Annotated in this window: 19 protein-coding genes; 18 read left to right on the plus strand and 1 reads right to left on the minus strand. The window is 59.9% G+C overall.

Features of this window, described 5'->3' with window-relative positions; genetic code table 11:
* Window positions 1-511, minus strand: a 511-nt coding sequence (trxA, locus tag KF827_RS16970) for a thioredoxin (RefSeq protein WP_291007888.1), incomplete at its 3' end; no start/stop codon positions are given.
* 266 nt (window positions 512-777) lie between these two features.
* Between trxA and amt the strand changes: the two genes are divergently transcribed.
* The 18 genes from amt (at window position 778) to KF827_RS17060 (ending at window position 21,156) form a co-directional block, all read left to right on the plus strand.
* Window positions 778-2,904 (plus strand): ammonium transporter, encoded by a 2,127-nt coding sequence (amt, locus tag KF827_RS16975; protein WP_291007890.1) that lies wholly within the window; start codon window positions 778-780, stop codon window positions 2,902-2,904.
* Window positions 2,905-3,074: 170 nt separating this feature from the next.
* Window positions 3,075-4,301, plus strand: coding sequence for a cation:proton antiporter (locus KF827_RS16980; protein ID WP_291007892.1), 1,227 nt, complete (start codon window positions 3,075-3,077; stop codon window positions 4,299-4,301).
* A 103-nt stretch (window positions 4,302-4,404) separates the two neighbouring features.
* On the plus strand, window positions 4,405-5,142 hold the full coding sequence (locus KF827_RS16985) for a hypothetical protein (RefSeq protein WP_291007894.1): 738 nt from the start codon (window positions 4,405-4,407) through the stop codon (window positions 5,140-5,142).
* A complete protein-coding gene (locus KF827_RS16990) occupies window positions 5,139-6,119 on the plus strand; it encodes a Gfo/Idh/MocA family oxidoreductase (protein ID WP_291007896.1) in 981 nt (326 codons plus the stop codon). The genes KF827_RS16985 and KF827_RS16990 overlap by 4 nt, the downstream gene beginning before the upstream one ends.
* A complete protein-coding gene (locus tag KF827_RS16995; protein ID WP_291007898.1) occupies window positions 6,116-6,661 on the plus strand; it encodes an adenylyl-sulfate kinase in 546 nt (181 codons plus the stop codon). Before KF827_RS16990 ends, KF827_RS16995 begins: the two co-directional genes overlap by 4 nt.
* Complete coding sequence (sat, locus tag KF827_RS17000; protein ID WP_291007900.1) at window positions 6,658-7,731, plus strand: sulfate adenylyltransferase; 1,074 nt, start codon at window positions 6,658-6,660, stop codon at window positions 7,729-7,731. Before KF827_RS16995 ends, sat begins: the two co-directional genes overlap by 4 nt.
* Window positions 7,728-9,143: a pyruvate kinase gene (gene pyk, locus KF827_RS17005; RefSeq protein WP_291007902.1), complete on the plus strand. Its 1,416-nt coding sequence runs from the start codon at window positions 7,728-7,730 to the stop codon at window positions 9,141-9,143. Before sat ends, pyk begins: the two co-directional genes overlap by 4 nt.
* Window positions 9,144-9,151: 8 nt before the next feature.
* A complete protein-coding gene (locus tag KF827_RS17010; protein WP_291007904.1) occupies window positions 9,152-9,997 on the plus strand; it encodes a hypothetical protein in 846 nt (281 codons plus the stop codon).
* Window positions 9,994-10,977: an FkbM family methyltransferase gene (locus KF827_RS17015; RefSeq protein ID WP_291007906.1), complete on the plus strand. Its 984-nt coding sequence runs from the start codon at window positions 9,994-9,996 to the stop codon at window positions 10,975-10,977. The genes KF827_RS17010 and KF827_RS17015 overlap by 4 nt, the downstream gene beginning before the upstream one ends.
* A complete protein-coding gene (locus KF827_RS17020) occupies window positions 10,974-12,809 on the plus strand; it encodes an asparagine synthase-related protein (protein ID WP_291007908.1) in 1,836 nt (611 codons plus the stop codon). The genes KF827_RS17015 and KF827_RS17020 overlap by 4 nt, the downstream gene beginning before the upstream one ends.
* Window positions 12,806-13,603: a formyltransferase family protein gene (locus KF827_RS17025; RefSeq protein WP_291007910.1), complete on the plus strand. Its 798-nt coding sequence runs from the start codon at window positions 12,806-12,808 to the stop codon at window positions 13,601-13,603. The genes KF827_RS17020 and KF827_RS17025 overlap by 4 nt, the downstream gene beginning before the upstream one ends.
* Window positions 13,600-14,286: a WbqC family protein gene (locus KF827_RS17030; RefSeq protein ID WP_291007912.1), complete on the plus strand. Its 687-nt coding sequence runs from the start codon at window positions 13,600-13,602 to the stop codon at window positions 14,284-14,286. Before KF827_RS17025 ends, KF827_RS17030 begins: the two co-directional genes overlap by 4 nt.
* Window positions 14,276-15,481, plus strand: coding sequence for a glycosyltransferase family 4 protein (locus KF827_RS17035; RefSeq protein ID WP_291007914.1), 1,206 nt, complete (start codon window positions 14,276-14,278; stop codon window positions 15,479-15,481). Before KF827_RS17030 ends, KF827_RS17035 begins: the two co-directional genes overlap by 11 nt.
* On the plus strand, window positions 15,474-16,604 hold the full coding sequence (locus KF827_RS17040) for an alpha/beta fold hydrolase (RefSeq protein ID WP_291007916.1): 1,131 nt from the start codon (window positions 15,474-15,476) through the stop codon (window positions 16,602-16,604). Before KF827_RS17035 ends, KF827_RS17040 begins: the two co-directional genes overlap by 8 nt.
* A gap of 191 nt (window positions 16,605-16,795) precedes the next feature.
* Entirely contained in the window at window positions 16,796-17,575 is a 780-nt protein-coding gene (locus tag KF827_RS17045; protein ID WP_291007918.1) for an SDR family oxidoreductase, read from the plus strand.
* A complete protein-coding gene (locus KF827_RS17050; protein WP_291007920.1) occupies window positions 17,572-18,123 on the plus strand; it encodes a GNAT family protein in 552 nt (183 codons plus the stop codon). The genes KF827_RS17045 and KF827_RS17050 overlap by 4 nt, the downstream gene beginning before the upstream one ends.
* A 134-nt stretch (window positions 18,124-18,257) precedes the next feature.
* On the plus strand, window positions 18,258-19,946 hold the full coding sequence (locus tag KF827_RS17055; RefSeq protein ID WP_291007938.1) for an ABC transporter ATP-binding protein: 1,689 nt from the start codon (window positions 18,258-18,260) through the stop codon (window positions 19,944-19,946).
* Between the two features lie 19 nt (window positions 19,947-19,965).
* Window positions 19,966-21,156, plus strand: a complete 1,191-nt coding sequence (locus tag KF827_RS17060; RefSeq protein ID WP_291007922.1) for a DegT/DnrJ/EryC1/StrS family aminotransferase — start codon at window positions 19,966-19,968, stop codon at window positions 21,154-21,156.
* Window positions 21,157-21,165: the final 9 nt, after the last annotated feature.

The raw sequence follows: 21,165 nt of genomic DNA on the forward strand, positions 1-21,165 counted from the left end.
CGGCATGCTGGGCATCTTCGCCCAAGGCGGCCGAGAAGGATTGCGCGGCGGTTTCCCAATCCTGTTCGGCTAAGGCAGCCTTGCCGGCTTCCAACGCGTCGCCCAGCGGATCTTCGCCGCCAGCGGCCGAGATCACCTGCTGGATGAAGCCCTTCAACTGGCTTTCCGGCAGAGCGCCCACAAAGCCATCCACCGGCTGGCCTTTGGCGAAAGCAAACACGGCGGGGATCGACTGAATGCGCAATTGCTGGGCCAGCGGCTGGTTGCGTGGATCATCCACGTTCACCTTCACCAGCTTGAACTTGCCCTTGGCTTCGCGGGTCAGTTTTTCCAACTGAGGGCCAAGCGTCTTGCAGGGGCCGCACCAGGGGGCCCAGAAATCCACCAGCACCGGCACTTGCTGCGAAGCTTGCACCACGTCCTGCATGAAGGTGGAGATATCGACATCCTTCACCAGGTCGTCGCCAGCCGGGTTGGCCGGATTTGCGCCAATATCTCCGAGAGCGATCATCGCGAAAAAATTCCTCTGTGGGGCGGGCTTCTGACGAGCCTGCTTAGCAAGAAATAGAACCGTTCTTCACATAATGCGGGGATCGGCAAATGCCAACGCCCTAGTTGAGCCTATTTTTTGAGCAGTATGTTCGGCCGCTGAACAGATATCCCCAAATACGCGCGTCTATTCGCGGAATATGGGTGGTATGCCTTTTGCTTGTGCAGGTGTTGCTCTGAAGGGGAGTTACGCAACTTAACGGATAGGTTTCGGGCCAGCAAAACCGGATGCTGATTGACCGTATCGACTTGGCATGGCTGTTGGTCGCCACCTGCATGATTTTTGTCATGCAGGCTGGCTTCTGTTGCCTGGAAAGCGGTTTCGTCCGCGCCAAGAACAGCATCAACGTTGCGCTGAAAAACTTGGTGGATTTCTGCATAGCCGGGCTGCTGTTCTGGGCTTTTGGTTTCGCCATGATGTTTGGCGCCGGCGACCAGGGGCTGGTGGGGCTGAGCGGCTGGTTGATGGATACCCGCTCCGATTCCGGCGTAGCTGCTTTCTTTCTGTTCCAATTGATGTTCTGCGGCACGGCGGCCACCATCGTTTCGGGCGCGGTTGCTGAGCGGGTGCCGTTTGCGGGCTATGCGGTGATCACGGTGGTGATTTCCGGCCTGGTCTACCCACTCTTCGGCCATTGGGCCTGGAATAGCGGGCAGTTCGGTGGCGTGCCGGGCTGGCTGGCGGCGCTTGGCTTCGTCGATTTCGCCGGCTCCACTGTTGTGCATTCCATCGGCGGCTGGGTGGCGCTGGCGGCAGTGATGGTGATCGGGCCGCGTACCGGTCGCTTCGTCAAGGGCGGCAGCGGCATCCAGGGGCATGATCTGGTGATGTCCACCCTGGGGGTGATGCTGCTGTGGTTCGGCTGGTTCGGCTTCAACGGTGGCAGCACGTTGGCGATGAACAACGAGGTGCCCTCCATTCTGGTGAATACCACTTTGGGCGGCTGCGCCGGCGGTCTGGCTGGCCTTGTGGTTTCCCGTCTGCGCAATCCTTTGCCGCGGGTGGAGGATTTTCTCAACGGGTCGCTGGCGGGCCTCGTGGCCATTACCGCCAATTGCCATCATATCTCGCCGCTATCTGCCGTGCTGATAGGCGCGATCGGCGCTATCGTTGCCTTGATCGCCGCCGAGATACTGGAACGCTACCGCATCGACGACGCGGTTGGCGCGGTGCCCGTACATCTGGCAGCCGGCATCTGGGGCACTTTGGCCGTCGCCCTGTTCGGCGATCAGACTGCTTGGCCCGTGGCCAATGATCGGATAACGCAACTGGGCGTGCAGGCGCTGGGCTGTGCGATGGCCGGGCTGATCGGTTTCGGGCTCCCGTATATCCTGTTCAAATTGATCAATCGGCTGATGCCGTTGCGGGTGTCGGAGGAAGCCGAGAGGCTGGGGTTGAACCAGAGTGAGCATGGGGCAGGCTCGGCCATCCTGGATTTGATTGGCGATATGGAGCGCCATCGCGTGGAAGGCCGTTTCGACAGCCCGGTGCCGGTGGCGCTGGGTACCGAGGTGGAGCCCATCGCCCTGCAATATAATCGCGTGATCCAGCGTGTGAACCGCGATTCCGAACGGCTGCGGCGGGTGATCGAGGCGTTGAAGAATGCCAAGGCCGAGGCCGAGGCGGCAAACCATGCCAAGACCGCCTTTCTTGGTAATATGAGCCATGAATTGCGCACGCCGCTGAACGCCATCATTGGTTTTTCCGAGATTTTAGGCAGCGAGCTGTTCGGCAAGCTTGGGGATGAGCGCTACAAGGATTACGCCAACGACATTCTCAGCAGCGGCAAACACTTGCTCAGCCTGGTGAACGATCTGCTGGACCATACCCGGATCGAAGCGGGGCGCGTGGAACTGGCGGAAATGGAGATCGACCCGGGTGAACAGGCAGAAGCCTGCCTGCGCATGGTGCGCGAGCGTGCCCAGGCGGGCGGCGTAAAGCTGATGGCGCAGATTGCCGACAACCTGCCGGAATTGCGTGCCGACGAGCGCGCGTTGCGGCAGATACTACTCAACCTGCTGTCCAATGCCGTCAAGTTCACTCCGCGCGGCGGCAGCGTAACCCTGCGCATCGGCCTGGAGCAGGATGGTCGCTTGGGCATGGCGGTGATCGATACTGGCATTGGCATGAAGCGGGAGGATATTCCCAAGGCGCTTTCGCCTTTCGTGCAGCTTCATCACCATCTAAGCAAAAGTTATGGCGGCGCAGGATTGGGCCTGCCGATGGTGCAGTCGTTGGCGCGCCTGCATCAGGCCACCGTTACCATCGACAGCGCAGAAGGCCTGGGCACAACAGTCACCGTGCGGTTTCCACGCCAGCGCCTTGTTCATATTAACCCGGAAATCAAGCAATAACTGCCCCGTTCAGATTGTGAACGCGGGTTGACAGAATCCTTTGTTCATGTAATGAACGGTGGTGTCGCTGGCTGGCCGGCCATGGTTTGCCGCGCCTGCTGGTGTTGGCCTGGCATGAAGCCGGATGTCATTGCCTGGTATCATTGCCTGGTATCATTGAGGGGGAGAGGATGTCGGACGCCGAACTGGCCCGTCTGTTCCTGGCCTTGGTCTTGCTGCTTTCTGCGGCCCTGGCTGGCGGCCACATTTTCGAGCGCCTCGGCCTGCCGCGCGTGGTGGGCGAGATTCTGGGCGGCCTGCTGCTGGGCCCTTCGGTGCTGGGTGTGCTGGCTCCCGAGGCCGAGGTTTGGCTGTTCAAGGGCTTTGCCGCTCAGCCGGCGCTGCTATCGGCCTTCTATTGGCTTGGTTTGATTCTTCTGATGTTTACCGCCGGCTTCAAGGTGCAGCCGGTTTTGCCGCGTGATGATCGCAATCTGATGGTGGCCCTGGTGGTGGGCAGTGTGATCCTGCCGTTTCCTTTCGGCTACCTGGTGGCGCCGCTATTTGCCGAAACCAATACCGGCGACCCGCTGGCTTTCGGCATCGTGATGGGCATTGCCGCCGCCGTTACCTCGATTCCGGTGATTTCGCGGCTATTCATCGATCTTGGCATGATGGAAACCCGCTTTGCCCGTATCGTGGTGGCTTCTGCCTCGATACAGGATCTGCTGCTCTGGGTGGCCCTGGCGATTGCCACCGGCATCCAGCAGGGCAGGGCCAATGATCCCGCCAGTCTGTTGCAAGTGGGTGGTATCACCATCGTTTTTGCCATTGCTTCCATCGCGCTGGGGCCTGCCTTGTTGCGTCTGGCCGGGCGGTTTGCCGGTGGCACATTCACCGAAGCCTCGCTCACCGGCTATACGCTGCTGGTCTGCCTGATCTTCGTGGCCATGGCCAGCTTGCTGCATGTGAACGTGATTTTCGGCGCATTGCTGGCAGGCCTGATCATCGGCCGTTTTCCCGCCAGCACCTTCGGCCCGGTGAAGCAGCGCATTGCCGATATCGCCATCTGGTTTTTCGTGCCGATCTATTTCGCTCTGGTGGGCCACCGCCTGAACCTGGCCAGCGAATTCGATTGGCGGTTGATCCTGCTCTTCCTGCTGGCTTCCAGCGCGGTGAAGATCATCAGTGTGATGACGGCCGTAAAGCTGATCGGCCGGTCCTGGTTGGAGGTGGTGGATTACGGCATGGCCATGAATACCCGCGGCGGCCCCGGCATCGTACTGGCCTCGGTGGCCCATGCCGCAGGCATTATCGACGGCCGGATGTTCATTGCCTTGGTTCTGGCCTCGATCTTTACCGCGCTCAGTGCCGGATTATGGTTCCGCTGGCGCCTGCGCCAAGGGGTGGCTTATTGACCCCCCATAGGGCGGCTGCTAAGCATCCGCAGGTCTTGGGTGGCTTCACCCGGACTGCGGTAGCATGGCTGGAAATCGCCATAAAACCTTTCGAATCGCCGCCATGAATTCTGCCTTCTCGCCGCAAGCCTATAGCGATCTGCTGGCCGCCCTGTTAGCCAGGGGCTATGCCGTGCGCGATTTTGCAACCGCGCAGCCTGATCGTGCCGACCTGATTTTGCGCCACGATGTGGATGTTGGGCCCGGTTATGCCTTGCCGATGGCCGAGGCGGAGGCCGCGCTGGGTGTCTCCGCCAGCTATTTCGTGCTCACCACCAGCCCGCTTTACAATGTGGGCGCTGCCGATTGCCGCGCGGCTTTGGCGCGGCTGCTGCAACTTGGCCATCGCGTGGACTTGCATTTCGATCCGGCGGCCTATCCGGCCGATGCCGATCGCGATGCCGCTGCCGCCCGGGAGTGCGATTGGCTGCAAGCCATCACCGGTCAGCCGGTCGGCATGGTGAGCTTCCATCGCCCCAGCCCCGACCTGCTGAACAACCCCGCCACTCTGGCCGGGCGGCCGCATGCCTATCAACCGCGATATTTCAGCGCCATGGGCTATTGCTCGGATTCACGCGGCGGCTGGCACAAGGGCGCGCCCTTGCAACATGCCGCCGTGGCCGCCGGCACGGCCTTGCAATTGCTCACCCATCCGATCTGGTGGTTGGGCGATGGTACGCCGCAGGCCGCGCTTGAACGCTATCTAAGCGACCGCATAGCCGGTCTGGACGCGGCCCTGGCGGCGAATGTAACCACCCATCATCCCGGCCGCATTGCGGTGACTTTCAAAGGCGAAGCATGACCAGGATCGCAGTAATCGGCGCCGGCTATTGGGGCAAGAATCTGGTGCGCAATTTCCATGGCCTGGGCGCGCTGACGGCCATTGCCGATACACTGGATGCCAATCGTGCGGCGATGCAAGCGGCTTATCCCGGCTTGCGCGCCGAGGCCGATCCGGCTGTGGTGATCAACGATCCGGCCATCGATGCCGTGGCGATTGCCACGCCGGCAGCCACCCATGGCGCTTTGACCGCGCAAGCATTGCGGGCCGGCAAGCATGTGTTCGTGGAAAAGCCGCTCTGTCTGGATCTGGCCGAGGCGCAGGCTTTGGCGGATTTGGCCAAGGCAAAAAACCGCGTGCTGATGGTGGGCCATATGCTGCTTTACCATCCGGCCTTCGTGGCCCTGCGCAACGCGGTGCGCAAAGGTGCCATCGGCGATTTGCGCTACATTTATTCCACCCGGCTTTCGTTGGGCAAAATCCGCCGTGAGGAAAATGCTCTGTGGTCGTTTGCGCCGCATGATGTGTCGATGATCCTGCAATTGATGGGCGAGTTGCCCAGCAAGGTATCCGCCCAGGGCCAGGCCTTCCTTTCGGCGGGTGTGGCCGATAGCACGCTGTCGCACATGACCTTCGGCGAACGTGCGCAGGCACATATTTTCGTATCATGGCTGCATCCGTATAAGGATCAGCGGCTGGTGGTGGTGGGCAGCGGCGGTATGATCGTGTTCAACGATGTGGCTGCCGGGCCAGAGAAACTGCAACTCTATCGCCATGCGGTGGGTTGGGATGGCGATTTGCCCACTGTGAACAAGGCCGAAGCCGAGGCACTGACTTATGATGCAGGCGAACCGCTGAATGCCGAATGCCGGCATTTCCTGACCTGCATAGCCGAAGGCCGCGCACCGGATTCCGATGCCGACGAAGGCATTCGCGTGCTCACCGTGCTGGATGCCTGTCAGCGCGCCTTGAATTCCGGCTTGCCGGTGACACTGTGAAGCAAGGCTCTGTCGTCTGGCTGACCGGTATTTCAGGCGCCGGTAAAACCACTATTGCCGAGGCGATTCACGCTCAGGCGAAACCGTATCTGCCTGAACTGGTGCTGATCGATGGCGATGTGATCCGCGATCTGTTTGGCGCCGGCCTGGGCTTTCATGAGGCTGCCCGGCATGAGCAGATCGGCCGCATTCAGCGCCTAGCGCGCATGCTGGCCGAACAAGGGTTGGTGGTGCTGGTTGCTGCGCTTTATGCGCATCCCGATCTGCTGGCCTGGAACCGCGCCAATCTGCCGGGTTATGTGGAAGTGTATGTGAATACGCCACTGCCTCTGGTGCAGAGCCGCGATGTGAAAGGCCTTTATGCCAAGGCGGCGGCTGGCGCGATGCCTAATGTGGTGGGCCTGGATATTCCCTGGCATGCGCCGGCCGCGCCCGACCTGGTGATCGATGGCAATGCTGGCGAAACGCCGCAGCAGAGTGCCGCACGGGTGATTGCCGTGGTGCCGCGTCTGCAAGCGGCAATGATGGGGGGCGGCCGATGATCAGTCTGGAGCTCGACCGCGACCAGTATCTTGAGCTGGAAAAGATCGGCTTGGGCGCCTTTGCGCCGCTCGATGGCTTCATGAACGAGCAACAGTTTCGCTCCGTCGTCGATGATATGCGTTTGCCTGGTGGCGCGGTGTTTCCGTTGCCGGTGTTGCTGAGCGTAACCGAGGCGGAAGCAGCGCGGTTGCACGACGCCGGCGAGGTGGCGCTCACCTTTGGCGGCGAAACCGTAGGTCGGCTCTGGCCGAGCGATTTTTATCGCGTGGATCGACCGGCAGCAGCCAAGCAGATTTTTCGCACCGATGATCGCAAACATCCCGGGGTGGCGTATTTCTACGATCTGGCGCCGGTTTTCGTTGGAGGTCGGGTGGAGTTGCTGAAGCGCGCCCGCTTCGATATTTCAGCCGATGAACTCACGCCATCGGAAACGCGCACGATTTTTGCCGAGCGCGGCTGGCGTCGTGTTGTGGGATTCCAGACCCGTAATGTGCCGCACCGCGCCCACGAATATCTTCAGCGCGTGGCCCTGGAGCATGCCGATGGCCTGTTCGTGCAGCCTCTGGTGGGCCGCAAGCGGGCTGGCGATTATACGCCGCAGGCAGTGATGGCCGGGTATCGCGCCCTGGTGGGTGGCTTTCTGCCACGCGAGCGCGTGGTGCTGGGCATTCTATCTACCATCATGCGCTATGCCGGCCCGCGTGAGGCGGTGTTTCATGCGTTGATCCGGCGCAATTATGGTTGCACACATTTCATCGTTGGCCGCGATCATGCTGGCGTAGGCGATTGGTATGGGCTTTACGATGCCCACGAGCTTACCCGGCGCTTTGATGGCGATCTCGGCATTCAGATCATGCGCCTGCATGGCCCGTATTTCTGCCCGGATTGCGATGGTATCGTAACTGAACAGACCTGCCCGCATTACGGCGGCCCGGCTACGCGCCAGATCAGCGGTACCGATATGCGCCGCATCCTGGTGGAAGGCGAGAAACCCGATCCGCGCCTGATGCGCCCCGAGATCGTTGCTGCGTTGCGTGGCGTGCCGCTTTTCATCGAGGAAAACCAATGAACGTTACGCGTATTGTCGGTACCATCGGCCCGGTCAGCCTGAACGAGCAGACCCTGCTGCAACTGCGTGAAGCGGGTTTGAGCGTGGCGCGCTTGAATGGCTCTCATGCCGATCTGGATTGGCATCGCAATGCCATTGCCGAAATCCGCCGCGTGCTGCCTGATGTGCCTATCCTGCTGGATATTCCCGGTCGCAAGATCCGCACCACGCAACTGGCTTTCGAGCCGAGCTTCCTGGCTGGTGAAGAGATCATCCTCACCACCGAAACCGATCATGACGGCAGCAAGAAGGTGCCGGTGAATTACCCCGATCTGCATGCCGATTTGCGCACCGGCCATACCATTCTGGCCGATGACGGCACTTTGCGCTTTACCGTGGTTGCCGTGGCCGGGCGGGATATCCGCATCCGTGCCGAAACCGCCGGGCAGTTGAAAAGCCGCAAAGGCATCAATGTGCCGTTCGTGAAGCTGAATACCCCGCAAGTCACGCCGCGCGATGAGCGCATGATTGCCTTTGCCAAGGAAACCGGGGTGGATTTCATCGGCCTCAGCTTTGTGGAATCGGCCGGGCATGTGCGGGCTTTCCGCGATCTGATCGGTTCCTCCAGCCCACGTATCGTTGCCAAAGTGGAAAACCAGGGCGGCATGGATCATGTGGACGAAATCGCGGAGGCTGCTGATGCGATCATGGTGGATCGCGGCGACCTGTCGGTGGAGACCAGCCTGCATGATGTGGCATTGCGCCAGAAGCGCATCATCGCGGCGGCGCGCGAACATGGCAAACCGGTGATCGTGGCCACCGAAATGCTGCACACCATGATTCAGAATCCCTTCCCCACCAAGGCGGAGGTGAGCGACATCACCAACGCCGTGTTGGATGGCTGCGCCGCCACCATGCTGTCTGGCGAAACCGCCATGGGCGATTTTCCGGTGGAGGCCGTGCGCATCATGGCCCAGGTGGCCACGGCCGCCGAAGCCCATGTGCAGGCAGACCTTGATGCCGGCAAACCCGATATCGGCGCCAATGTGGCCGATGCGGTTGGCAATGTTATTCCCGCGCTTTGCCGCGCCTTGCCGATCGACAAGATCGTGGCCATTACGCGCTCCGGTTTTGCCGCGCGCATGATTGCGCGGCATCGTCCGCGACAGCCGATCCTGGCGGTGAGCGACGATGCCGTTGCCGCTCGCAGCTTCAATCTGATTGCGGGTACGTTGGGCGTGGTGAGCGATGTGCCGTTCCGGCGCGATAGCGGCGATCACATTCCCCGTGTGCTGCAGCAATTGCATGGACGCGGGCTGCTGGCAGCCGACGACATGGTGCTGGTGGTGGGAGTCAGTTATCCCGGCAAGAATACCCGCATGAATACTGTGCAGATTCATCGCATCAGCGATGTGATGGCGAATCTGGCCTGAATAGTTTGATGCGATATATCTTCACCGTAACGCCCGGCCGCAGCGGGCAGGCCTCACTTACCGACCTGGTGGAGCGGTGCGGGATCGGCGTTGTGCCAGCCTTTGAGGAACCCCAGGCGCACGTGCGTCTGCCGGGTGTCCTGGGCGATATCGAACGCCGTTTTCGCCGCCGCTTTATCGAGACGCATGAATTGCTGGGGCGCGGCGATGTGCTGCGGGCTTTCGCCGCGCAGGATATCGCTGCGTTGCAGCGCTATGCCGAAGCGCGTTTTGCCTGGATGCAGCGTTTTGCGCCCAAGACAGATATTTTTTTCGATATCAGCAAATTCTTCATTCGCGGTCTGCATCGCCAGCTTGTGGCCCTGGCCGGCAGACCGAAAATCGTGCTGCTGATCCGCGACCCGCTGCTCAACATGCGCAGCTTCGTGAATCGCGGCAAGGATTTCCGGCTCGACAATAACAGTCCGGCAGACACCGTGAACGAGCTTCGCATGCCGGCCGATATGCCGCCATCGGGGCTTTATCTCTGGGCTTGGACGGAAGGCTATTTGCGTGGTCTGCGGCTGGCGGAAGAAGCCGGCCTGGATGCGCCGCGCTGCATTTTTACACGCGAGCTTGAGAATGCCGATGCGATGGCCGGGCATTTCAGTGCGCTGGAGATTCCATTCCAGCGGATCGAGATCCGCAAGGCGATGAATACCAACGAATCACAAGGCCATGGTCGCACAGAACTGAGCCTGGCCGATATCGAAGCCTTTGAGCGCTGGCGCGAAGCCGTGCCGGCGGCGATCTGGGATAGACTGCATTTCATGCGCGGCTATGATCCGCGTCAGCATTTGGAGATTAAGCGATGATTCCGATTCCTCTCGCGCTGAAGCGGCTGGTGCCGGGCTATACCCAACGTTGGCGCAAACGCTATGCCGGCTTCATGGCTTATATGAACCGCGAAGTGCCCAAGCTGCATTTCGGTGAAACCGACGGCACGCCCTGGATCGAACGGGCCGAGGACGGCCTTCGTCTGCATGGCTTCTGGACCGAGCCGGCCAATGCCGATGCCTATGACATGCTGCGGCCCGATTTGCCCGGCAGCTTGCCCAAACCGCATTTCCGCCTGGTGAAGGATTATATCAATCGGTATCTCTTCCCGCATATGCGGCCAGACCTGAAGCCGGAAGGTTTCGATGTGGAGCAGCTTTGGGGCTTCCATGGCCAGCACAAGGATGCCATCGCCGATTATCCAGATAGCGTGGCGCGCGAACGCCTGATGCGGGCCTTTACGCCCAAACCTGGCGAAACCTTCATCGACGGCGGCGCTTTCCTTGGCTTTGGCGATATTCGGATGGCGCGCGAGGTGCTGGATTGTCGTGTGATCGCCGTGGAAGCCAATCGCGATTGCCATGCTTTGCTTTCGCGCAATTTGCAGCATAACGGCATCAATGCCGTGATCGCGCGGCATAACGGGGTATGGAAGGCTGCTGGCAGCCTTAATCTTGAAACCGGTTTTGCCCAGGCCAACTCCCTGGTGGAAGAGGTGCATAAGGGGGATCGCACGCAGATCGTGGAAACCATTTCGGTGGATGGCATCGTGGCGGCCGAGGGGCTGGACCGACTTTCGATGCTGAGCCTGACCCTGAATGGCGCCGAGGTGGAAGCACTCGAAGGCGCCAAGGATACACTGACCCGCCTGCGGCCGCGCATTCGTCTTGCTGGCTGGTATTCGCGCGGCGATCGCAAGATTTCAGCCATCACCGCCGAGCAACTGGCGGCATATGATTACGATGTGTTCGTAGGGCCGCGCAACAACACCATGGCGTTGCCGAAAGAGCTGGCATGATCGGACTATTCGGGCTTTGGCGGCGCGATGCCGCAGCGCCGGCTGATATCGCGGCGCTGACAGCGCGTCATCCCACCGGGATAGCGGTGGAGAGCCTGGCGCTGCAGGGCGCCGGGCTTGGCATTGCCGCACATATGCACAGCCGGTGTCTGTCGCGGGCGCGGCAGGATGATATAGCGGTATTCGTCAGTGGAGAGATATTCGAGGCAGAGAAACTGGATCCGCAGGCCAAGGATGCCGCCGATCTGATCCTGCGGTTTTACCGGGAAAACAAGCTGGACCGTTTGGCCGAGGCCAATGGCCAATTCGCGGCGGCACTTTACGATGGCGGCAAGCATAAGCTGGTGTTGATCGCCGATCGCCTGGCCTCGGTGCCGTTGCATTACTGGAGCGACGATCAAGGCCTGGTCTTTGCCACGCAGCTCTACACTTTGCTGGGTGAGCCGCGCATTCCGCGTCGTGCCGATCCGCTCGGCCTGGCGGAATTGTTCACGCTGCAGCGCACGATTGCCGATCACACGCCAGTACAGGGCGTGAAGGCCCTGCCGGCCGCACATATCCTGCAGCAGGATCGCAATGGCATCAGCCTGCGGCCCTATTGGCATTTGCATTGGCGCAAGCCGGATTTCAATCGCAGTGAAGGCGCCGAACGCTTGGCCGCTGCGCTGCGCGCCGCGCTCACCCGGCAGAGCGATGGGCAGGATGTGGGCCTGCTGCTTTCGGGCGGGCTGGATTCTCGCCTGGTGTTGGCCGCCGCCGATCGCAAACCGTTTTGCTGGACCACGGCTAGTTTCGAGGATAATCCCGAACTGGCGCTGGCACGTACCGTAGCCGCCGGGTTGCATGCGCAACATCGCACGGTGTTGGTCGATCCAGCCGAAACGCTGGCCATACAGGATGAAACCACCCGCGATGGCGGCGGCATGTTTCCGGCTTCCACTTCGGTGGCGGCCTTCATGCCGCGCGTGGCGCAGGAATCGAGCATCTGCCTCACCGGCCACGGCTTGGATTATACCTTGCGCGGTTATTACCTGCCGTCGCGCTTTCTGCGTCTGGGCGGTTCCAACACGCGATTGCCGATGCTGGCGGAATTGCCGACCCGGCCCGATGCCGCTTATCTGTTCAACCGCCTGCGCCAAGGCCCGCCGCGCAGCACCATTGAGCGCATCGTGCGCCCCGCTCGGCAGGCCGACTGGTTCGGCGGCCAGGTGAATGCGTTGAGCAACTGGCTGGCGCCCTGGCTTAATTCCGATGAGCCGGTGAATGCCTGGGATGCTTTCATCCTCGCGCAGGTGAGTAAGCATTACGCCTTTACCAGCATGGCGGCTGTACGTGGCCATACCGATTTACGCATTCCGGCTTTTGATATCGATGTGCTGAATGTGTATCTCTCGATGCCGCCGCAATGGCGCGTTGAGGCTACGATGACGCAACAGGCTATGCGCCTGCTTTCACCTGAGATTGCCCGTCTGCCCAACGCCAATACCGGTTTTCGCGCCGATCTCAATTCCTGGGCCGAGATCGGTGCGCTGCTTGGGCGCGCTGCGCTGCGTCGCCTTGGTTTGGCAAGCCGCCCGCAAACGCCCAGCGACAGCCATTCGGCGGGCTCGTGGCAGAATCTCACGGCGCTTTTCCGGGAGGATCCGGCGCATCGTGCGCATTTCACTGCCATTCGCGGGCGGCTCGATGCCTTGAGTTTCGGATTGTTCGACACCGATGCACTGGCGGCTTGTATTGATGAGCATCTTGATGGCCGCGCCAAACATACCAAATTGCTGCGGCAATTGCTCACCCATGATTCCTGGGTGCGGGTTTTCGGTATTGCCGGATGACGGCAGTATTGGCCGCCCATTTGTTGGCCACCGACATATCGGGGCTGGCTCTGTTTGAACATTGCTCCGATCTTCAACTGACGGGCGTGATTGTACCTGCCAATCGCAGTCAGAGCGAAAAGACAGAAATATTGCGGGGTGCGGCAGCAGAACGCGGTTTACCGCTAGCTGTACAGCCGCGTGGAGGCAATCTGCCAATTGATCTTCCTGCAGCCGATGTAGCGATCAGCTGGATGTATTCGCAGATTTTACCTGCGGATGATCTGCTGCGGTATCGTTTTGGAATGCTCAATATGCATGGTGGCCATATCCCGCGTTATCGGGGCGCAAATGTACTGCAATGGGCGATCATCAATGGCGAGTCGGAATTGTGGGTCACCTGGCATGAGATCGTGGCGGAGGTCGATGCCGGCGCCATTTGGGCGGAGGCGCCATTGCCGGTGCCACTGGATTGGACAGCTTTTCAGGCGCGCGCCGCGATGATCGAAGCTGGTATTTCATTATTTCCGCAAGCATGGCAGCGTAAGCGGGATGGTTTGTCGCCAGTACGCATTCCCAATCTTAGCCACGGGCGTGTTTGGCCATCGCGTCGACCACGCGATGGCGATATACAGCCCGGCTGGAGCGCACGACAGCTGCGTGATTTCCTGCGGGCCCTTTGCCCGCCATGGCCATTGCCAACCTGGCAGGGCCGAAGTGTAGTAGGTATCAGCACAGAGGCAGGCGTGGATTCGGCCGCCTACACTTGTAAGGAAGGCGTTGTTTTATACCTGCACCTCGGTCCGCAGGTATGATCAAGGTTGCCATCCACCAGCCGAATTTTTTGCCTTGGCCGGGATATTTTGCAAAATTGGCGCAAGCCGATCTTTTCGTGCTGCTGGATGATGCGCAATTCAGTAAGAACAACATCATCAACCGGGTGCGCATTCTGGGCGAGACCGAACCGCGCTGGCTTACTCTGCCGGTGGCTGCTCATCTGGGCCAGAGCATAGCGCAAACGCTTCCCGCCAAGCCCGATTGGCGCCGTAGCATATTGGCTTTGTTGCGCAATACCTATGGCAAGGCGGCGTATTTCAAGGCGATCTGGCCCAGTCTAGAAAGCTGGTTTGCGGCGGCGCCGGAGGCCGATCTGGCAGCTATCAACACGCATTTTATTGCGGCAATAGCCGGCTATCTGGATGTCGCCACGCCGTTGCAAAAGGCCAGCATGCTTGGCATTGCCGGGCAATCGGATGATCGGCTTGTGATGATCGTGCAGCATCTGGCGCCGGGGGGCTGTTATCTTTCCGGCAAGGGCGGTGCAGGGTATCAGGATCCGGCGAAATTCTCCGCGGCTGGACTTGCGCTGGAATATTACAGCTTCACGCCGCGCGCCTATGATCAGGGCAGGCCAGGATTTCAGCCTGGACTTTCGGTGTTAGACCCGCTGTTTCATCTTGGCCGTGATGGCTGCCTGGATTTGATTCATGGCCGCTGAGAAGCTGCGTGTGCTTTGCCTGGATATCGAAGGCGGCTATGGCGGCTCATCCCGCAGCTTGTATGAAAGCCTCAACTATATTGATCGCAATGCTGTTGCGCCCGAGGTTTGGTGTGCGCGCCAAGGGCCGATCCAGCCGCGTTATGCCGCTCTGGATATTCCCGCTCATCCAGTGGCTGGCATGCCGCGCCAATCAGCCTTGCCACGGTTTTCCCGCAATTTGCTGGCCTTGGCGCAATATGGGCGAGATTGGCAGCGCGCGGCGGGCTTTCGCCAGGTATTGGCCGATGCGGCTGGGCGATTTGATCTGATCCATCTTAATCATGAATCGTTGCATGGATTGGGCCTGTGGTTGCGCAGACTGCCAAAGCGCCCAGCCATCACCATGCATGTGCGCACCATGCTGATGCCGGGCATTTTCGCGCGCTGGCAATCTCGCCGCATGGCCCGAGGCAGCGATGGCTTGGTTTTTATCACCGAGAACGAGCAGGCGCGCTTCCACGCTCATCTTGGCGGTGCGTCCAATCGGCCTGAGCAAGTGATCTACAATATCGCCGAGCCGATGCAGGCCGCCACACCCCATGTATCGCTGCCGCGCGATGGCCGTCTGGTGGTTGCTTGCCTGTCCAATTATGCCTGGGTGCGTGGAGTGGATCGGGTGGTGGATGTTGCCCGGGCGTTGAAGGCGCGCGGACGACGGGATGTGTTATTCGTGATGGCGGGCAATATGACATTGTCGCAATCTCTGCCAGGCATGCTGGGTGATACGGCGCGCGCGGGCGGCGATCTGGCCGCTTATGCGGCGCGCATGGACGTTGCCGATATGATGATGTTTCTTGGACATGTGCCTGATCCCGAGGCAGTGTTGGCGGCGAGCGATCTACTGATCAAGCCAACCCGCGAGGATAATCCCTGGGGCCGCGATATCATCGAGGCGATGGCAGCTGGCCGCCCCGTATTATCGGTGGGACAGTATGATCGTTTTGTGCAGGATAGCGTTACCGGCATTTTGCAATCCGCCTTCGATGCCGATGCATTGGCCGAGCGTATCGCAAGTTTAGCCGATGATCGGGCGGCCATTATGCGGATGGGTGAGGCGTCAAGCCAGCGCGTAGCGCAACTCTGCGATGGCAAATCCCGTGCAGCCGATTTGCTGGCCTTCTGGCAGCGCATTGTGGAGGATCGGCATGGCTAGCCGTTGGCGGGTTTTGGCGATGGCTTTGCGGCACCGGCTGTTGCGCATGATCGGCAGACCTGTCGATCCTTTTGCCGATACGCCGTCGGGGCTTTCGCTCAGCCCATCGGCACGGCATTTCGCCGATTATGATCGTGTGGCCCTCGGGCTGCGGTTTCAGGCGCTAAAACCAGACGATCCGCAGCTTTGGCAGCGCCAGGCACGCGCCAAGCTGGCTGAACTGTCTGGCTATCGGCGTGAGGCAAGTGTGCCGTATAGCGTCGGCGAACAACGTTTCGCTTTGCCGGATGGCTTGCTGCGTCGGCGAATTTATCTGCGCGCGCGGGAAGGCGTGGATATTCCGGTGCACCTGGTTCAGCCGGAAAATGCCAGCGGCCCGCTGCCTGTTATGCTATGCCTGCAGGGCACCAATAGCGGTGCGCACATCTCCTGGGGCGAAGCGCGCTATCCTGCCGATCTTGAGAAAGGCAATGGCGATTACGCTATTGCCCTGCAAGCAGCGCAGCGCGGTTATATGGCCGTTGCTATTGAGCAGAGTTGCTTCGGCGAACGTGGGGAGCGGCAGATCAGGCCGCGCTCCGCTGCGCCCTGTGTGGATGCCACAATGCATGCGCTTCTGCTGGGGCGTTCGTTGATCGGCGAACGCTGTTCGGATGTGTCGGCGGTGATCGATTGGCTACAGGCTGAAGCAGCAGGTTTGCAAATCGATCCTGCCCGAATCCATGCCATGGGCCATTCCGCCGGCGGCAGCGTGGCGTTGTTTGCGGCAGCACTCGACGAGCGGATTGCTGCGGTGCTGGCCTGCGGCTGCATAGGTTATATCCGCGACACGATCGGTCGCCGCCGCGACGACCAGGGCCAGAATGTGATCCCCGGTATCCTGAACTGGCTTGAGATGGCCGATATTCTGGGCCTGGTGGCACCGCGGCCGCTTGCTTCGGTGGCGGGTGCCGCCGATCCGATCTGGCCGGGAGAGGGCGCTCGGGCCGTATTTGCAGAAGCCGGAGAGATTTATGCCAGGCTAGGCGCGACAGGGCGTCTGCAGTTGCAGATCGAGCCAGGCGGTCATCGCTTCCGGCCAGACCCCAGTTGGCTTGGATTTCTGCAATTTATTGACCCTTAAGGGCTGCTTGACGGCTGCCCATAGGCGCCGTAAGTTCTTGAGTGTTCGCGTCGTGAACATGCGAATCGGATCGAGTCTGGAGTGAAAACGGGGCGCATAAGCGAAACCTGGATTCACCCGGACTGTGGTAACATGCTTGAAATAGCGCAAAAATCACTCAAGTGACTGATTCAAATAGAATATCTACTGGAATGCCGGCGCCTTTCGGGCTCGCCGGCAAGCGCGCCTATGTAACTGGAGGCTACGGCCTGATTGGGGCCGCCATCTGCCGTGCCCTGGCTCAGGCGGGGGCAGAGGTGGTTACCTTGGAACGCCAGGGCGGGAAACGACCGGCGGAACTGCCAGAAATCGTGCGGGCCGAAGAATTCGATGCGGGCTCGGCCGATGGAGTTCCAGAGCGTGTTGCAGCGCTGGAAGCCAGCTGTGGCGCGGCGGATATCTGGGTGAATGCCGCTTATCCGCGCACTGCCGACTGGGGCGCCAGCAATCAGGACAATCTGGTGCAGGATGGCGGGGGCGATGCCTGGCGTACCAATGTAGATTTGCAGCTTAACGCGGTGTGTCTGATCTCTGCAGCGATCTGTGCACGTATGGCTGGTCGTGGCGCCGGTGTGCTGGTGAATATCGCTTCGATCTATGGCGTTGTGGGGCCTGATTTCAGTGTCTATGGCGATCTGCCAATGACGACCCCGCCGGCCTATGCCGCCATCAAGGGTGGGTTGATCGCCTATACACGTTATCTGGCAGCTTATCATGGCAAGCATGGCGTGCGCGTCAATGCCATCTGCCCCGGCGGTGTGGCCAACAATCAGCCGTCGCAATTTGTTGCCAACTACAACGCACGCACGCCGCTCGGCCGCCTGGCTAAGGCTGATGAGATTGCCTGGCCCGTGCTGTTCCTGGCCTCTGATGCCGCAGCCTATATCACTGGCACCGCCATGATGGTGGATGGCGGTTGGACAGCAATATGAACGAGCCCATCGAAGGCAGCCTGGTGCGCTTGGCGCCTTTTGCAACAAGGCACCGCGATGATCCCGCCTATCTTGGTTGGTTACGCGACCATGATGTGATCCGCACGCTGAATCTGCCTGGCTACATGGCCAAGCCGGTATCGGTTGAAGACGTGCGAAGCTATTGCGATCGGGTGATGCGCTCGGCAAGCGAGCGCTTTTTCGCTATCGAACGCAAGGCGGAAGGTGATTTCGTTGGTACGCTGAAGGTGGGCAGCATCAACAGCCACACGTCAACCGCCGATATCGGCATCATGATCGGCCGCCGCGATCTTTGGGGACGGGGGCTCGCCCAGGATGCCATTGCCGCAATCTGCCGCAGGCTGTTCCGAACAGAGGGCTTTCGTCGCCTCACGGCCGGTGCCATGGCGATCAACCCCGGCATGATCAGGGTGTTCGAGAAACTGGGTTTTCAGCGCGAGGGCTGTTTTCGCCAGCATGATAGATTGGGTGATGAGTATATCGACCACATCCATCTCGGCTGCCTGGCCGAGGAGTTTGCCGGGTGAATAAACCCACTGCCACAAAAGGTGTTGTTGCCACCTATCGAGCGGCCCTGGAGCTCGGCTATCGACCAAGCTGGGTGCTTTTGGTGGTGGCGCTGGGCTTTCTGGCCGCACTATTCGAAGGCGTCGGTGTCGGCATGTTTCTGCCGATCCTGGAATATATCAATGGCGGCGGCGATACCGCCAAACTGGCCGAAGGCTCTGCGCTGTGGCGCCACGCATTGGATATAACGGCTGCGCTGAATCTGCCGCTTACCCTGCCTTTGCTGTTGGTGGCGATGTTTGTGCTGGTGGTGGCGCGGCAGGTGGCGATGTATGCCAGCGTGGTGGTGCGCAACCGCTTGGGCCAGGATTTCGTACGCGATGCCCGGCGGGAAGCCTTCCGGCGCTTTCTCTCTGCCAAGCTGGAATACCATGACCGGATTTCCGGCGGTCAGGTGATCAATGAGCTGGCAAATGAATTAAATCGCGCCGCATCGTTATTCGTTTCGGCTGCAGAGTTGATCTCGGCCTTGCTGCTCGGCGTGGTCTATTTCGGTTTGTTGCTGGTGCTGTCCCCGTTGATGACGGCGCTTAGCGTGGTGGTGCTTGGTTTGGCCGGCTTGCTGTTGGTGCGACCGCTGCGCATGGTGCGCCCAACCGGCGAAGCTATGACGCAGGCAAATCAGAGCTTCTCGCAATTTTTGTTCGAGCGTGTGAAGTCGATCCGTCTTATACGGTTAAGCGGAATGGAAGCCCATGAAAGCGATGTGCTTCGCAATATCACGGCCGAGCAGCATGGCCAGTTCATGCGGCTGCTGCGGATTGTTACGGCCAGCGGGGCGGCGGTCGAACCGATTGTGATCGGGATTGCAATGGTGCTGCTCTACGTATCCACGGCGGTTCTTGGCCTTGGTTTCGAACGTATCCTGGTTTTCTTTCTGGCTTTGATGCGCTTGTTGCCGGTGATGCGTCAGGTTCTTACCAGCCTGCAGAGCTTGTCCAGCATGATGCCCTCTGTGGACGTGATCCTTGCGCGCATGCGTGAGCTTGCGGCGGCGGTGGAGCATGCCCATGGCAATGTGTTGCCATCGCGCCAAGCCGCAGAAATCGTTTTTGAACGCGTTGGCTATCGTTACCCTGATGCTTCTCAAGATGCTTTGAGGGATGTCTCTTTCAAAATAGCTGCTGGTTCGGTAACGGCAATCGTTGGTCCTTCTGGTGCGGGAAAATCCACGTTGATCGATCTCATCCCAGCATTGCGGCGGCCGCAGAAGGGGCGCGTTCTTATCAATGGGCGTGACGTTGCAGATTATGATGTGGCTGCGTTGAGGGCTGCAATTGCTTATGTGCCGCAAACGCCAGTATTGTTCAGCGGCACGCCAGCCGAGCATATTGGCTATGGTGCGGCCAATGCAGACCGTGCTGAAATCGTAAAGGCTGCAAAACTCGCCAATGCGGATGCATTCATCCGTACAATGCCGCAGGGCTACGATAGCCAGTTGGCTGAGGGTGGGGGCGGGCTTTCTGGTGGTCAGCGCCAGCGCCTCGAATTGGCACGTGCTTTGGCAAGGCAGGCGGGTATCTTGGTTCTAGATGAACCCACCAGCCAGTTGGATGCCAATGCAGAGGCCGATTTCCATTCCGCTCTGCGCGATATCCGCGAAACGGGTCAGGCAACGGTGCTAGTTATTGCGCATCGCCTGGCCGCCATCGCTTATGCTGACGATATCGTTGTAATTGAGAATGGCGAGATCACCCATCGCGGCGACCATTCGGCCATGCTGGCAGGCGATGGCTGGTATCGTCGCGCTTTCGAATTGCAACATGCCGCAGATACCGTTTAACCCACTACGGACGTAGACAATGAAAAACACCTGGCGCTTTACCGATCGCGAAATGAATTATGTGCGTGAGGTTCTGGATTCCGGTTTCGGCTCGGGCACGTCCGGCAGCATGAACAACCGTTTCGAGCAGGCCTTGGCTGCCAAAGTGGGCGCTAAATATGCCGTCACTTTCAATTCCGGCACGTCCACCCTGCATGCTGCGCTCAATGCGGTGGGTGTTGGCTATGGGGATGAAGTGATCACCACGCCGTTGACGGTGATTTCGAATCTGGATGTCATCCTGGCGCAGAATGCTGTGCCGGTTTTCGCCGATATCGACCCGGATACTTTCAATATCGATCCTGCTGATGTGGCGCGCCGGATCACACCGCGCACCAAGGCGATCATGCCGGTTTCACTTTATGGCTTGTCCTGCGATCTGGATCCGTTGATGGAGCTTGGCCGCAAACACGGTATTGCGGTGATCAATGATGCGGCGCAGGCCTTCGGCACGCTCTACAAAGGCCGCCCGATTGCCGAGATTGCCGATATCACCAGCTACAGCCTGGAAAATTCCAAGCATATCACCACGGGCGATGGCGGCATCGTGGTCACCAACAATCAGGCCTATGCCGAATCGATGCGCAAATTCGGCAGTCTTGGCTATGCCGCACTAAAAGCCACCGATGGCCGGATCCGTTCGAACAAGGATATTTTCCAGAATCCGAACTACAAGCGCCATGATGCTTTCGGCTACAATTACCGCATGCCGGAAGTGGCCGCAGCTGTAGGTTTGGCGCAGACCGAGCGGATGGATTTCTTCCTGAAACTACGCGCCGATATCGCAGCGATGTTCCTCGATGCCGCCAAGGCGGCGGATTATCTGGTGCCGCAGAAGGTGCCGGCTGGTTTTAACAACAGCTATTGGACTGTCGCCTTCCGCTATGAGCGTGAGGACGTGTCGTGGCAAGACTTCCGCTTCAAATATATCGATTTCGGCGGCGATGGCATTTATGCTGCCTGGGCGTTGCTGCATCACGAGACGCTGGTTTCCTCTGGCGCTTGGAAGAAACGCTGCCCGCCGCTTTACGATGGCATCGACTTTCCGCCTTTCCCCAATGCCGAAGCCGTGCAGCCCAAGATCATGCAATTCGTGAATAACTATGGCAGCACGGACGAGGCGGCCGCCCAGGTGGATGCTTTGCGCAAGACCATCAAGCATTTCAGCTAAGCGGAGCCC

This window comes from Ferrovibrio sp., assembly GCF_019636075.1.
Classification (GTDB): Bacteria; Pseudomonadota; Alphaproteobacteria; order Ferrovibrionales; family Ferrovibrionaceae; genus Ferrovibrio.